Source organism: Mycobacterium sp. MMS18-G62 (genome assembly GCF_053877835.1).
This window is the reverse complement of sequence record NZ_CM132662.1, coordinates 3,253,388-3,267,942: the sequence shown is the minus strand read 5'-3', so window position 1 is coordinate 3,267,942 and position 14,555 is coordinate 3,253,388. Positions and strand designations below refer to the sequence as shown.

Below are 14,555 nucleotides of genomic sequence, written 5' to 3'. Positions count from 1 at the left end.
AGCCTTGCGCACCGCCGGTAATCCTACCCTTCCGAACGCAAGTAATCGGCTCGAGAATTGACGCTATTGACGATTGCTAGATTCCCCTCAGATGGATCACATCTCCGGCTGAAACCGCCGTCATATGGCCATTGCTTTCAATTCCGATCCGGCCCTGATCGTCGACGAATTTAGCCATCCCGACGACCTCGCGGCCGTCGGGCAGGATCGCCCGCACGCGCGCACCTATCGTCAAGCAGCGGTCACGGTAGTCGTCGGCCAGTTTTGCGTCGGCGTCTTTCCACTCGACGATTCGCTGCTGAAGCCGCCGCAGCAGCTCAACGATGAGCTGGTGGCGATCCGGCGAAGCGACGCCGAGTGCGGACAAAGACGTGGCCTGTAGCGCCGGAATCTCGTCGCTGCGCAACGAGACGTTCAGCCCGAGCCCGACCACGATGGACCCCTGTGCCGCTGCGACCTCTGCCAGGATGCCTGCCAGCTTCCCGCCACCTGCCAACACGTCGTTGGGCCATTTCAGCCCTGCCTCGACGCCGGTGAGCGCCCGGACCGCGTCGACGATGGCGACACCGGTGGCCAGCGTCAGCCATCCCCACCTCTCGGTGGCGACCCCGCCCGCATCCACGCCGACCGACATCGTGATCTGCGCGCCAGGCACGGCCGACCAGCTGCGGCCCTGCCGTCCCCGGCCCGCGCTCTGATATTCGGCGATCAGCACCGCACCGGCGACGTCCTCGCCTGCGGCCGCCCTGGCGATCAAGTCGGCGTTGGTCGAGCCGGTTTCGGTCACCACGTCGAGCTGGCGCCACAGCGACGATGCCGCCGTCACATCCGCGCGCAGCGCCGACGCGTCGAGTGCCCGCCGGGGATCGTCAGCAGTCATTCTTGGCGGGTTTTCCGTCGAAGCGATCCGTCATCCATTTGATCAACGCCAGCGCGTCGGGCGGGTTGTGGCCGCCTGCCGGGTCGAACCCGACGGTGACGACTCCGCCCAACCCGCAGGCCCGTGCGATCGCGGCCTTTGTCCACTCTGCGTCGATGTACGGGTCGGCGCCGCCGTACCAGACGTACAGGGGCGCCGAGAGCGGTTTCTGCGGCAGAGCCCACTGTTGCAGCAGCTCGCGCAGTCGATCGCCGGCCTCGGGCGTGCGCGGCGTGAAGTCGCGCGGGCCCAGCTGACCGACCGCATTCGCGCGTCGGTAGGCCGCACCAGGGCTGCAGTCGGACAACACATTCCAATAGTGGGCGGCGCCACCGCGGCGGAAGTCGTTGCGGTCGATGTCGGGATGCAACCGCGCCAGCGACTCGATGACCGATTGCATGACCGCGCGCTGTTCACTGGTCAGTGTGCCCTGCTGGGCCTTGTCGACCAGGCCGGATATATCGGCTGCCGGGGATGCGGCGAGCCCGCCGACGATGTGCAACTCGGGTGCGTAGTCGTTGGCCTGCTCGTCGGCCGCCCACGCCGCGCTGCCGCCCTGAGAATCACCGAAGGCGGCATAGGTATCGGAGACGTCGGGGAACGTGCGCTTGAGCGCGCGCACGGCGTCGATCATGTTCAGTCCGGCCGTGCGGGAATCCGAGTACGGATGCACACCCTTGGTTCCCAGGCCCTGAAAGTCAGCGAGCGCGACGGCGTAACCCAGATCGGTCAGCACCTTGACGTAGCGCAGGAAGCCCAGCAGATCGGGCGACAACGACGGCGCGCAGGGACCCTCGATACCGAGCGTGGCGTGCCCGAACGTCACGACCCGCCAGCCACCCCGCGGGGCGCCGCCCTTGGGCACGAACACCGAGCCCGACACCACGGTCGGTTCGCCTGTGTCGCCCTCGGTTGACCGGTACACGACCCGGGCGGCCATCAAATTGCGGCCCTCGAACGTCCGCGTCACGCCCGGCATGGTCGTCGCGGTCACCAGCGTCCCGGGCCCCGATCCGCTCATATCGGCAGATTCAATGGGCACCGGCGGGCCGCCCGACGACGGGAACTGGTTGATCAATTTCAGGCCCAGGGTCGCGGCGATGGGTTGCAGCCATACCGCCGCCCCGATCACGGCGGCGACTACTACCAGGACCAGGAACGTCGGCAACAGCGCTCGTTTCAACATGCTTCCTTTGCCCTCGGTCTGGCGCTCAATCTAGTGCGACGTCTCCGCGCGCGGCTGTTACAGTCGGTCAGCCTCGGAGCGTGTCGTGTCAGGTAACGCAACGGCGTGCCCGGCCGATGTATGCAGTGTTCGGCGAACACCCGCACGTGGCGCCGCAGCCGCGCCGACCCCTCGGGTTCGTCGATCCGATCTTGTTTACGGCACAGTAAATTATTTTGCGGGCGGCGATCTTGAACGCGTCTCGGCCGGCGATCAATCCGAGCGTTTCGACGTTGCTGGATGACTTTGCCGCCTTTCAAATGTATTCGCAAAATGGATATTGATATTGATTCCGCGCCCGCGGCGAAGGCTGGCGAGGATGCTTTGCGCGATGGCAGCCGATACCGCGACGACGAGCTTTCCCGGCGGGCGACAGTGACGTTCAATCAACGCTCTGAGCGGGCCGCTTACCAGCGGCGATGATGTGGTTGCCAGCACGTTTGACGGCTAACCGGCGTGGCCGACAAACGACGCGTATGCAGGTCTCGGACGCTTGACGCTTACTCAGTACGCGCCGGAGCCGGCAGCCACAATACGAATTGTCTTGGCCGCAATAAGAAGGTCGTTGGTGATCGACCAGTTCTCCACGTACGAAAGATCGAGGCGAACCGAGTCTTCCCAGGACAGGTCGGACCTGCCGCTGACCTGCCAGAGGCCGGTGATACCGGGCAGCACCAGCAACCGTCGGCGGACCTGGTCGTTGTACGTGTCGACCTCTCGGCGCAGCGGCGGACGCGGGCCGACGACGCTCATGTCGCGGCGCAACACATTGATGAACTGCGGCAGCTCGTCGATGCTGTAACGACGCAAGATCCGGCCCACAGGAGTGACCCGCGGATCCTCCCGGATCTTGAACAGCACACCGCCCACGCTCTCGTTGATGTGGACCAGGCTGTCGATCTGCTTGTCGGCACCGTCGACCATGGTGCGGAACTTGATCATCTGGAATGGCGTGCCGTCCAGACCGATCCGCTCCGAGCGGTAGAACACCGGGCCCCTGCTGGTCAGCTTGATGGCGATGGCAGCGGCCAGCATCACCGGCAACGCGCCGAGCAGCACCGTGAACGACACGAAGATGTCGAAGGCGCGCTTCTGCAGCTTCTTGGTGCCGCTGTACTGCGGCTTCTCGACGTGAATCAGTGGCAGGCCGGCGACCGGACGCATGGTCAGGCGAGGCCCGGCGACATCGACGACACCAGGTGACACGACCAGGTCGACGCCCAGTTTGTCGAGGTCCCACGACAATTCGCGTACGCCCTCGGGGCCGAGGTGGTCAGTCGTGGTCAGCGCGACGGTGTCGGCATTGGTCTTCAGGATCGCGTCGTGCACCTTGCCCTCGTCGCCGAGCACTGGCAGCGTGCCGACGCCGGGGACCTCCAACGTGCCGCCGTCACTACGACCGGTGAGGCAAACGCCCACCACCGAGTAGCCGTACGACCAGCCGCGCTGTAGTGATTGCACCAGGCTGCGCACCGCACGCGGATCACCCACTGCCAGCACCGACATCACGCATTTCCCGCGACGGCGCTGCCGGGCCAGAATCCGCCGGCACAGGCTACGGCTAAGGAGCAAACCCAACAATCCGGCGGGAAGGGCCACAGCGAGATAGCCACGAGCGTATTCCGGCCGGAAGATCATCAGCACGACGGCGATTACGCCGACGGTTGCCAGCGTGGCAGAAAACACGCGGCGGTATTCCTCGACTCCGGCACCGACGATTCGGGGAGACCGCGTGCGATAGGCGGCGAGCAGGCCGAGCCAAATGGCGGCCACATAGACCGAGAGCACCGAGTAGTAGGAAAACACCGAGTAATAAGCCCAGGCCGCTTCCGGCGCCTGGTCAGGCTTGCCGAGGCGGACTACCTGGGCAATCGCGAGAGCAAGTGTGACGACCACCACATCGGAGGCGACGAGGATCCATTTATACCGTCGCTGCCACACCGTCGCGGTAGCGGTTCGGACCGCGGAAAGGCGGGGTTTGGCGGGTGCAAAAACCTCTTCTGCCACCGACACGGTTCGCACTACCTCCTATTTGCTGGCAGCTACCGAATAATCGCTGACCCCCGACTGTCGATACACTATCGCATTGTTTGCCCGCTTACGCCACCCATTCTTCAAACTGCCAGGTCAGGGACAAGTGCCCTGCAGAACGGCCTTCGCGAAGCCGGCAAATTGGTAGAAGTACATGAACTCCCATTGCAGGAACGAGTACGGATACTGGCGGGGCATCGCGCGCAATACTGTCGTACCGCGCTGATCGGAAAAGCATTGCCGGAAAACCAGCCGCGCGCGCGGGATGTGATAGCGCCAGGTGAGGACGATGATCTTCTTCCACGATCGCTGCTCGGCCAGCCGCCGCACCATCTGGGCCTCCCCGCGCGTGGTCACCGACGGGGGTTTCCCGCAGATCACCTCGATGTCGGCAGTCGGACGACAGACCCGATCCATGACGTCGTCGCCCGACAGGTACGGATTGGAGAACACGACAGTCGGTGCCCAGCCCTCGCGGGCAAGTTGCATCGCGTAATCCTCGCGACCGTCGTGTTCCCCGGCGAGGACGACGATCGCGTCGGCGTGCTGCAACTCGTCCTCCTTCGCGTTGTTGAACAACATGATCCCGGCGAGGCCAACGTCGACGAGCACGATCACGATCACCGCGGCAATCGCCTCCACGACGACGCGATCAAGATCAAGCCGACGCATAACCCGCCAGGTGATCGGCGCACATCTCGCGGTACGCACTCCACATTCTGCGGCCCAGCTCACGCTGCCCCGCTGCGTTGTAGTGGCGGTCCTCGCCACCGTTGATGTACCCGACGGGACCGTCAATAAACGCGGTGCGCGGGCGGCGGTTCGGAGTATCGACGTGTACGGCGTCGATCGCCGAATAGTCCTTGTGGGATTCCGCCATCTCCTCGGGCACCATCTGCCCGAGGAGAAAGGGGAGATCGTGGCCGTAGCGGACCCGGACGTCGTCGATCAGCCGGTCGAGCTTTCTCTGATAAACCGACGCCGCCATCAGCGGCACATCCGATTCACCCTGATGCCAGAGGACGACGGCGACGGTGCTGCCCGGGTACTGGGAGATGGCCGCGTCGGTCGCCGATATCGCTCGGCGGTACAGATTCGTCCTTGTGGTCGTATCGTCTACGTCCCAGGTGTATCCGTTCTTCGGCGAGAAAGCGGTGTCGCCTCGCGCGCCCGGGATCAGCAGCACCGCGCGCCCGGTCTCGTCGGCCAGCTGCTTGGCGAACGTCACGCCGAAGCCGACACCCTTGCCCGGCACCTCGTGAAACAGCGGATCGACGCCGGCGACCGCGGTGCCCTTCGACGGCCCGGACATCGCCCACTGATGCACGAGCGGGTGCTGTCGATCCAGTCCCGCCGGGTCCAGGCCGACACCCATGCCGTAGGCGTTCGACTGCCCGAGGATCGGCACGATCAAGTAGGGCTGTTCGGGCCGTTGCACTGGTATGCCGGGCTTGGCGATTCTGCGCTTCACCACGCATTTGGCCTGCACTAGCAGCCGCATCCACAGCGCGTAATCCCCGTCAGGGTTCCTACGGGCACCCATTGGTCACCGGCTTTCCCGCGAATCGATCTGCCATCCAAGCGAATTGGGATGCGATATCGACATCGCCGTGCCCCTTGTCCGGCTGCAGCTGCCACACCACCGTTCCGCCAAGCGCACACGCGCGGGCGATCGCTGCGGTGGTCCACGCAGCGTCGATATACGTGTCCTGACCGCCATAGGCCACTGACAGCGGCGCCGAAAGTCGTTGCTGCGGAAGGGCCCACGCCTTGAGCAGGTTGCGAAGCCGGTTCGCTGCCTCTGGTGTGACCGGCCCAAGATCTCCCGGCTGCACGGCGTCGATGGCCGCCTTACGGTCGCCGACCTTGGGACCCGCACAGGCCGACAGCACCTCCCAATACTTGGCGGCGGCGCCACGGCGGTAGTCGTCCCGGTTCAAGTCTTTGTGTAAACGCGCCAGCGACTCGATGATCGCCTGAAACGCCGCTTCCTGGTCGTCGGTCAAAGTGCGAGCCATCGACTTGTCGACCATCCCTGATATGTCGACCGCGGGCGAATATGCCAGCGCGCCAACGAGATCGAGCTCCGGCGCGTAGGTGGCGGCCTGTTCGTCGGCCGCCCACGACGCACCGCCGCCCTGCGATCCACCGACGGCAGCCCACCGGTTCGACACGTTCTTGAAGGTATGGCGCAGGGCCCGCACCGAATCGATCATGTTCAGGCCCGCCGTCTTGGCGTCGGTGTACGGATGTACGCCGGATGACCCAAGCCCTTGATAGTCGGCGAGCGCGACCGCATATCCCATCTTCGCGAATCCCGCTACCGCAGTGGAGAATCCGAGCAGCGAGTCGGACCCTGACGGCGCGCAGGGCTCGTTGATCCCCGTCGTTCCGTGGCCGAGGGCGACGACCGGCCAGCCGCCGTCGGGTGGCTCCCCGAGCGGCGTGAACACCGATCCCGACACGACGGTTTCCAACCCGGTGTCACCGGACGTGGACCGGTACACGACGCGGGCGGCCTGCACGAGCTTGCCGTCACCGGTGCGCGTGAACGACGGCATCGTCATCGCGCTCACCAATGTGCCCGGCCCGGAACCGGACAGGTCGGCCGTCTGGATCGGGACGGGGTCGCCCTGCGCGCCGTGCCGGGTGGTCTCGAGTAAGCGCACGCCCAGCTTCCACACCAACGGCAATGACGCGAGGACCAGCACGACCGCGGCGGCGGCGCTGATCCACAGCACCGCTCGGCGCATCACGACCACCTAGCTCGATACCGCTTCGCCCAATTCATGGCCGGCTGCTCGACGAGATAGAAGGTCACGGCCGAGACCACAAATGTCACGGTGAGTACCACGACGACGTTCCTAAGCATTCCGGGGACAGAATCGCCGGCCATCAAACCCCAGCGACCCAGCAACAGCATCAACGGGAAGTGCCAAAGATACGCCGACAACGAAACCTTACCCACGAACCGCAGTGGTGCGCTGTCGAGATGACGGGCGATGGGCGAGTCTTCACCCCTGGCCAGCGGCGCGATGATGACAAGGATCATCAAGCCGCACACCGCGGCGATGCCGCTGGTTGCGAACGGGCTGGCGGTGGCGAGTAACCACAGGAACGCGCCGGTCGCCGGGATGATCGCAAGCGCGCTGTACAACCGCACCCGACGGCTCAGCCGCTCCGACATCGAGAACTGCTCCATCGCGACGAATACGACCGCCGCGAGCATTCCCATCGCGAAAGTGTCCGCGTTGGTCAGGAACGTCTTGGTGAACACCGCAACCCAATTGGGCCCCCAGTCGAGCAACACCCGGTCGGTGATCCCGGACCGATGCACCAGCATCGGCACGAGCGAGCGCCCGGTGAACGCCATCACGATCAAGAAGACGGGCGCGACCAGGGCCAGTCGCAGCGGCCGAGTCGACGTCCGCTTCCGCAGTGCGAACAACAACATCCCGAGCAGCGGCACGGAAACATAGAAGGCGTATTCCAGAGTCAACGACCACGACGGGTTCAGCCCGGTCTGGAAGTACTCCGGGATGTAGGACTGCACCAGCGTCAGATTGGCGAACAACTGCCACGGATCGGTGATCATCCCGGTGCCGTCCTCGGTGCCCAACGGCTGCATCGACGGATTCTGGACATAGACGATCTGGAACACGAAGTTGCAGATCAAAAAGATCGCCAGATATCCGGGCAGGATCCGCGCGACGCGATGCATCGCGAAGTTCGCGGTGCTCGGCATGGCGGTACCGCGGTCCTCGGTGAGCTTGCGGACGTAGGGCAAGAACAGTAGAAAACCGCTGAGCACGTAGAAGAAAATCAGCGAAAGGCCGACGAGGTTCGTCTTCCACGTCGCGGAGGTGTGCGGCGAGTAGTGCCCGGTGACATGCATGATCGCCACACCGACGCACGACAACCCACGCGCTCCGTCGAGGCCGATGATCCGTGTCTTCGCACGGGTGAGCGCAGACGTTGGCGGTACCGGCGGAATCGACGGCGGTATCGCGGTGAACTCGGCCGTCATTCGCCTCCTCCAGTTTCGTCTTGGGTGTAGCTCTCGCTGTAGTCAGATTCGCCCGCGGGAGCGACGGGCTGCTCGACCGACTGCCGTGCGGCGGTGAATGATTCGCAACTGTTGGCCGCTGGAACCCCGGCGAACCGATCGTTGATCCAGCCGAACGAATACGTCACGTCGATGTCGCTGTGCCCCTTGTCAGGCTGGAACTGGATATCGATCACGTCACCCATACCGCAGGCCGCTGCGAGCGCCTCGTCCGTCCAGTTGCCCGGCGTCAGGGTGTCCATACCGCCGTAGATCACGAGCATCGGTGCGGTCGTGGGCCGCTGCGGCAGACCGCGCTTCTGAAGATCGGCGCGCAGTGTGTCGACGGCCTGCGGGCTGGCGGGGCGCAAATCGTCGGGGGAAATCTCGTCGATCACCTTGGTCCGGTCGGCGATGGCCGGCCCCTCGCATGAGGTCAGCGAATTCCATCGTTGTTCGACGACTCCGCGCCGATAGTCGTCGAGGTTGAAGTCCGGATGCTCCTGGGCCAGCGCCGACAGGATCAACGGCAGCGCCGCCTGTTGTTCCTTGGTCAACGTGCCGGATGCGGCGGCATCGGCGAAGCCGCTGATGTTCGTGGCCGGTGACAGGCTCACGGTGCCGAGCAGCTTCAGCCCGCCGGCGTCATAGCTGCCTGCCAATTCGTTGGCCGCCCAAGCGGCTTGGCCGCCTTGGGAAATCCCGACCGCAAGCCAGCGGTCGGACGCCTCGGGGACAAGGCGGCGCGCCGCACGCACCGAGTCGATGACGTTGTAGCCGACGGTGGTGGAGTCCAAATAGGGATGGCGCTCCGTATCGAGGCCAAGGCCTTGGTAATCCGGCACCACGATGATGTAGCCGGCCTTGATCAGCGCCGCGATCGGTTCCGATGCGCCAAGAAGATTCGGCGACAGCGACGGGGCGCAGTCGGAGGTGATGCCGGTCGTGGGGTGCGCGTACACGACAACGGGCCATCCGGTGTCGGGCGCTTTACCCTTCGGCACGAAGACCGTCCCGGTGACTTGCGTGCGGTTGTTGGTGATGCCCGACGTCGACGTGTACTGAATGTGCGCGGCCAACGACGTCACGGATTTCAGCCGGCGGTCGATCGTCGGCAGCGTGCTCGCCGATGCAAGTGCGCCGGGTACTTCCCCATTGCCCGAGGTGTCCGGTTTCAGGTCGATGCCCGACATCGCCGCAGGCTCAGGCGCTGCGGGCTTCGCATCGCTACATCCGACGATGCCGAGACAGGCCGCCAACACGACGCAGGCGGCAGACACTGCTGAAGGGGGCCGGATCATCTGTTCCTTTCCGCAGTCGCCTCGCCTACAACGCGGTCGACCTGCCCCCTGCCGAGGAGTCTATCCTCCAGCAACCCTCGAGCGCTTATCAGCACAATACTCAGCGCGAATCCGAGCAGCGTCGCGGTCAAGATGTTCTTCCACATCGAACCCTGCCGCTGAGCAGGGCTAGCGTCGTCTACCAGCACTAACTCGGTGTGCACGGTATCCACGGCGGCCATTTCATGCGACAGCGAAACCATGTTCGCCGCGACAGCGCTGGCAACTTCCTGTGTGCGCTGGGCATCGGCACCGGTGACGACGACGTCGAATATCGCCGAATTCGTGGGCGGCACGATGATGTGCCCAGCCAGCTCCTCGGACGTTTCGGGAAGCCCCAGCTGCTCGATCGCCCGGGACGTGACCTGCGAGCTGCGCGCCAGTTGTTGAAAGGTGGCCGCCCTCGGCTCTGCGGTCAGCACCCCGTAGTACGCGTCGAGCGTGGTGGCGCTGCCGGGCGTCACCACGAAGAACTTGGCGGTCGACACGTACACCGGTGAGACGATGCGCCACTGCAAGAATCCCACGCCCGCCGAGACCAGCGTCGCGCACAAGATGACCACCCAGCCGTCCCGCAGGATGGTCAGATAGTCCCGGATTCGCGGAGCGCCGGCGGGCGGTTTCACGTGGCACCCACGCAGACGTTGCCGAGGCGCTGCCCGTCGAAGCGGGCGACCATCCATGCGATCGCACTCTGGATGATCTGATCGTTTGTCACTTCGGTGTCCCCGGCGCGTTTGTTGACCTCGATGCGATCGCCTTTCGCGCAAGCGCTCGCGAGGGCCTGCTGGACGCCAAGCGCGGGCGTCGAGGTGTCCGCCGTTCCGAAGACGACCAATACTGGCGCCGATCCCGGCGTGGGATAGCGGGCCGGCAACGCCGCAGCCGCCAGACGCTGCCGTGCGTCCGCCGCCGCGGCGGGGCTTTGCGGCCGTAAGTCTTCGGGTTTGAGTTGAGTCAGTGCCTGCTGTGCTTGCTGGGGATCCTTTGGCGCGCAATCAGTTAGGAGGTCCCACCGCTGGCGGGCCGCAGCCGATCGCTGTGCGTCCAGGTCGAAGCGGGGGTCGAAGTTTTCCAGACTCTGCAGAACCTGGATGTACATCTGCATCTGCTGGGACCCTGCGAATTGTCCGCTTGTGGCGGTGTCGACCATCGGGGACATATCGGCGTAGGGGGCGATGGCTACCGATCCGACGAGATCCATTCCGCCGCCGTAGATTCCGGCCCGTTCGGCGGCAGACCACGCCGCCAGGCCGCCTTCGCCGATGCCGAACGCCGCCCACCGCGTGCTCGCCGACGGCAGTACCCGTCGCGCCGCCCGCGCGGCGTCAATCACGTTGTTGCCCAACGCCGCTGAGTCGACAATCGAATGCGGGTCGGTGCCGGGAGTGCCCAGACCCTGATAGTCGGGTAGCGCCACCACGAAGCCGCGGCCCAGCAGCGTGGCCACGGTCTGCGAGTAACCCCACAGTCCATCGGCCATCGAGGGTGCGCACTTGGGCATCACGCCCGTCAGCGAATGCGCGAAAGACAGGATCGGCCAGCCGCCCTTGGGGGGCATGCCGGGCGGCACCGCCACGATGCCGGACACCTCGGTTGGCGCGCCGTCGACACCGGACGTTGACCGGTACACCACCTTGACCGCTGCGGAATTCGCGTCCTCGATGTTGGCGTCGGTGTAGGGCTCGACGCTCACCAAAGAGCCCGGTCCGTCGTTGGTCATGTCAGGCGGCGGCAGCGTGGGCGCGCCGACGAACCCGGGCGTGAGTTCGTCGCGCGGTGGCCGGTTGTAGGTAAGCGACGGCGCCGGTCCGTCGTCAGAGCAGCCCGCCAGCACCGCCATCACCGCGAGGAGCGCCGCGACGGCCCGCCTCCGCACGATCAGCCGGCCCCGTGCCTGCGCGCCGGCCGTGGCGAGCCCGCGGAGCCGACCAGGCCGTTCTGGCTGATCGTCGTCGTATCGGCATCGCCGTCGGCCGAGTTGCCGGCCGTCGAGCCGGCGGCGCGCGCCGACCGATCACCACCCGACGCGCTCGCCCCTTCCTTTCGGTCGCGACGCAGCCGGCGTTGGCCGCCTGGTTCGAACGTGACGACGGTGCCGATGACGGCGACGTTGGCGGTCTGCAGCGCCTGCACGGCGCGGCGCAGGGCCGACGTGGTGGTCTTGCGGATCCTCGCCAGTAGAAGCGCGCCGTCAGACAATGCCCCGACGACCGCGGCGTCGTTGTAGACATCCAGCGGCGGCGTGTCGATCACGACGTAGTCGTATCCATTGGCGAGTTCGTCCAACAGCTTCTCCGCCCGTTGGCTCGCCCACAGCTCGCCGGGACGCGTAGAGGACGGCCCTGCCGGAAGAAATGCGATCGTGTGGTGGCCGACCGAGACGTCGGAGATGACCGACTCGACAACGCTGTTCTCCCCCACCAGCACGGTGCTCAACCCGCGGGAACCGGCGCCGTCTCGCATCGGGCCGTTGAGGGGCAGCCGATCGGCCAGCTGCGGATTTCGTAGGTCGCCGTCGACGAGGACGACCGAGCGACCCGATTCAGCCAGAGCCGCGGCCAGGTCGATGGCCGTCGTGGTCCGGCCCTCCTGCCGACGCGGACTCGTCACAGCAATCACCCGTGGCGCGTCATCGCCGTTTGCCGGCACCACGAAGCGCAAATTGGTCCGCAGCTCCCTGAGCCGCTCTGCATACAAGTCGTCAGACGCCAGGTCGGCGACGTCAACCTTTTCGCGGGAGGGGTCGAGCGGCAGTGCGCCGATCACCAAGGAACCGCTCGCGTTCTCGACCGGTTCCCGGCCGCGCACGCGCTTGTCGAAGATGCCGACCAGTATCGCTATGACGATCCCGAGAACGAGGCCGCCTGCCGCACCGAGGCCGATGCGCAGCAGCATGCCAAGGCCGAGCGGCGACGTGGGGAACGCGGCCTCGTCGACGACGACCGCGCCGGCCGCCGGGGTGCCGCCACGCCGCGACGTTTCGAGTTCACTGACCAGCCCGACGAGCTGATCGGCGACGGCGTTGGCGTACGTCTGGGCCTGCGTCGGATCGGGGTCGGTGACACTGACATTCAGCAACACGGTTTGCGGAACGGGTGCGGCGGAGATCTTGGAACGCAGTTCCTCCGAAGAAATCGGCGCCTTCAGCTGGTCGACCGCTCGCGCAGCGACCTGTTCGCTGGTGGCCAGGCCGGCGTAGGAGACCACACGCTCTTGGGAGAACAGGTTGTTCTGGTACGCCTCGGTGACCGTCGTCCCGTTCTGGGTAGCGACGAACAGGGTGGCCGTGGACTGATACTCGCGGTCGGTGAACTGCCAGGTCCCCCAGCCGATGGCGGCGCCAACAGCTGTCAGGATCACGATCACCCACCAGTACCTGGCGAAAATGCGCAGGTATTCCTTGATCTCCAACGTCGTCCCCTCAAAATTGGGCGTCTTAACGGTTGTCAGGTTAGCGTTCGCGACCCCAGCGGCCACCTTTTAAGTGCGGTCCGGCCAGCCGGGATTGAGCTTAGCTGGTCGAGCTGAGAGCATGGTCTTCGTGAACACCCGCTGGGATCAGCTCCGCAATCATATGGTATCCGCCGCGATCGTTGCTGTGATAGCTGCAACGGTCTGGCTGGCAATGTCCTTCGGGAAGCTGTCGCTGCTGGGTGTTGTCGGCCTTGTGGCCTTAATTGTGGCTGCATATGTGGGTGTACGACATCCGCTGTGGCTGTTCTGGGCCTTGGCCGCCGTGATGGCCCTACTTCAATATGGCCGCTTTCCGGGTGCCCACTTGCCGCTTTATCTACCGTTGGCTTTCGGGTGCCTACTCGCATCCCTCCTTCACCCCCGTTTGGCTCGCTCTCCACATCCGCTCGAGCTGGCCGTTTTGGCATTGATCATCACGTCCGGGCTATCCGTTGTCGCGACCTACCACTCACTCGCCGATGTCTCGATCTTCATTCGGTGGGTTATTGCAATGTCGATGATATTTCCGTTGCTTCAGCTTTCGCAGCAGCATCTGGCAACTTTTGGGCGCATATTCGTATGCGGCGCAGCGCTCAACGGGATCTTCGGCTTCTATCTCATCGCATTCGATCCAAACCACACGTCTTTCCGCTTTCTACGCGCATTCGGATACCTCGAGCAATACACGGTGGGTTTTTACGCATATACAAACGCGGGGGCATCGCGAACACAGCGCTTGGGCGGCACCTGGGTGGAGCCGAACGGCGCCGGACTCAACTTGATGGTCGCGCTGATACTCGGCATCCTGCTGTTCGCAGGCTGGCGCCGGGTGGTCCTCACGACGCTGATCACCGCCGCTTTGGCGCTGACCCTCAGCCGGCAGAGCATTGGGACTTTGGTTGTTGGGATCGTCCTGGTGTTGATTTTCCACACGATGCGGTCGCGCGACCGCATCGCGACGATCGCCAGCCTGGCACTCATCGCCGCTTTGTGTTTCCTGATCTCACCTGTGCGCCGACGAATCCTGTCGTCGTTCCGAAGCGATGACGCCGGCTCCACGTCCCGACTCGATGCCTTGCACAACTTCCCCGGTCAGATGTCGGGGAGCTGGGTGTTCGGGCACGGCTGGGGCCGACGCGAATTCCTCGATCCCTCGTACTCGTACACGCTGAACCTGGTGTCGAACGCGCCGTTGATCACCGTCTATCGCGGGGGAATCATCACCGGCCTGGCATTTCTCGCCGTTATGATCGTCGGCTGCATTATCTCTTACCGTGCGTTGATTTCGCGCTCGTTGCCCTGGGCGCTGTATGGCGGCGTGTTCATCGCATTCTGTTTTGGCGGAATGCAACTCGACCATGGAACCGCGGATATTGCGCAGATCGTGCTCCTGTATTCGATCTTGCTGGCGTTTCTTGTCTATATCGACCGTGAACGCCGGGACGCGCTTCAGAGACAATCAACTCAGGCAGATGCCGTTTCAGCGCCGCATGTGGGCGTCAGGGTGGGCGTTCCATAAATTGACATTTGCGTAAACGA

Annotated in this window: 12 protein-coding genes; 1 reads left to right on the top strand and 11 read right to left on the bottom strand. The window is 64.8% G+C overall.

Features of this window, described 5'->3' with window-relative positions:
- Positions 1-76: 76 nt before the first annotated feature.
- From ACWW36_RS16265 to ACWW36_RS16215, 11 genes are all read right to left on the bottom strand, one after another.
- Positions 77-880: a biotin--[acetyl-CoA-carboxylase] ligase gene (locus ACWW36_RS16265; protein ID WP_456137037.1), complete on the bottom strand. Its 804-nt coding sequence runs from the start codon at positions 878-880 to the stop codon at positions 77-79.
- Positions 870-2,105, bottom strand: a complete 1,236-nt coding sequence (locus ACWW36_RS16260; protein WP_456137036.1) for a lipase family protein — start codon at positions 2,103-2,105, stop codon at positions 870-872. The genes ACWW36_RS16265 and ACWW36_RS16260 overlap by 11 nt, the downstream gene beginning before the upstream one ends.
- Positions 2,106-2,648: 543 nt before the next feature.
- Positions 2,649-4,157, bottom strand: a complete 1,509-nt coding sequence (locus tag ACWW36_RS16255) for a sugar transferase (RefSeq protein WP_456142511.1) — start codon at positions 4,155-4,157, stop codon at positions 2,649-2,651.
- 114 nt (positions 4,158-4,271) lie between these two features.
- Positions 4,272-4,847, bottom strand: a complete 576-nt coding sequence (locus ACWW36_RS16250; protein ID WP_456137035.1) for a YdcF family protein — start codon at positions 4,845-4,847, stop codon at positions 4,272-4,274.
- On the bottom strand, positions 4,834-5,718 hold the full coding sequence (locus ACWW36_RS16245) for a sialate O-acetylesterase (protein WP_456137034.1): 885 nt from the start codon (positions 5,716-5,718) through the stop codon (positions 4,834-4,836). The genes ACWW36_RS16250 and ACWW36_RS16245 overlap by 14 nt, the downstream gene beginning before the upstream one ends.
- On the bottom strand, positions 5,705-6,928 hold the full coding sequence (locus tag ACWW36_RS16240; RefSeq protein ID WP_456137033.1) for a lipase family protein: 1,224 nt from the start codon (positions 6,926-6,928) through the stop codon (positions 5,705-5,707). The genes ACWW36_RS16245 and ACWW36_RS16240 overlap by 14 nt, the downstream gene beginning before the upstream one ends.
- Positions 6,928-8,202 carry an acyltransferase family protein gene (locus ACWW36_RS16235; RefSeq protein WP_456137032.1) on the bottom strand — a complete coding sequence of 425 codons (1,275 nt, stop codon included), beginning with the start codon at positions 8,200-8,202 and terminating at the stop codon, positions 6,928-6,930. The genes ACWW36_RS16240 and ACWW36_RS16235 overlap by 1 nt, the downstream gene beginning before the upstream one ends.
- Positions 8,199-9,500, bottom strand: coding sequence for an alpha/beta fold hydrolase (locus ACWW36_RS16230; protein ID WP_456137031.1), 1,302 nt, complete (start codon positions 9,498-9,500; stop codon positions 8,199-8,201). The genes ACWW36_RS16235 and ACWW36_RS16230 overlap by 4 nt, the downstream gene beginning before the upstream one ends.
- A 17-nt stretch (positions 9,501-9,517) precedes the next feature.
- Positions 9,518-10,186 carry a YveK family protein gene (locus ACWW36_RS16225; RefSeq protein ID WP_456137030.1) on the bottom strand — a complete coding sequence of 223 codons (669 nt, stop codon included), beginning with the start codon at positions 10,184-10,186 and terminating at the stop codon, positions 9,518-9,520.
- A complete protein-coding gene (locus ACWW36_RS16220; RefSeq protein ID WP_456137029.1) occupies positions 10,183-11,439 on the bottom strand; it encodes an alpha/beta hydrolase family protein in 1,257 nt (418 codons plus the stop codon). The genes ACWW36_RS16225 and ACWW36_RS16220 overlap by 4 nt, the downstream gene beginning before the upstream one ends.
- Before the next feature lie 2 nt (positions 11,440-11,441).
- Positions 11,442-12,974, bottom strand: a complete 1,533-nt coding sequence (locus tag ACWW36_RS16215; protein ID WP_456137028.1) for a polysaccharide biosynthesis tyrosine autokinase — start codon at positions 12,972-12,974, stop codon at positions 11,442-11,444.
- Between the two features lie 121 nt (positions 12,975-13,095).
- Between ACWW36_RS16215 and ACWW36_RS16210 the strand changes: the two genes are divergently transcribed.
- Entirely contained in the window at positions 13,096-14,535 is a 1,440-nt protein-coding gene (locus ACWW36_RS16210) for an O-antigen ligase family protein (RefSeq protein WP_456137027.1), read from the top strand.
- Positions 14,536-14,555: the final 20 nt, after the last annotated feature.

Coding starts and splice junctions, on each gene's coding strand:
- ACWW36_RS16210 (WP_456137027.1), top strand. CDS start 13,096: ATGGTCTTCGTGAACACCCGCTGGGATCAGCTCCGCAATCATATGGTA.
- ACWW36_RS16250 (WP_456137035.1), bottom strand. CDS start 4,847: ATGCGTCGGCTTGATCTTGATCGCGTCGTCGTGGAGGCGATTGCCGCG.
- ACWW36_RS16235 (WP_456137032.1), bottom strand. CDS start 8,202: ATGACGGCCGAGTTCACCGCGATACCGCCGTCGATTCCGCCGGTACCG.
- ACWW36_RS16240 (WP_456137033.1), bottom strand. CDS start 6,928: ATGCGCCGAGCGGTGCTGTGGATCAGCGCCGCCGCCGCGGTCGTGCTG.
- ACWW36_RS16265 (WP_456137037.1), bottom strand. CDS start 880: ATGACTGCTGACGATCCCCGGCGGGCACTCGACGCGTCGGCGCTGCGC.
- ACWW36_RS16245 (WP_456137034.1), bottom strand. CDS start 5,718: ATGGGTGCCCGTAGGAACCCTGACGGGGATTACGCGCTGTGGATGCGG.
- ACWW36_RS16260 (WP_456137036.1), bottom strand. CDS start 2,105: ATGTTGAAACGAGCGCTGTTGCCGACGTTCCTGGTCCTGGTAGTAGTC.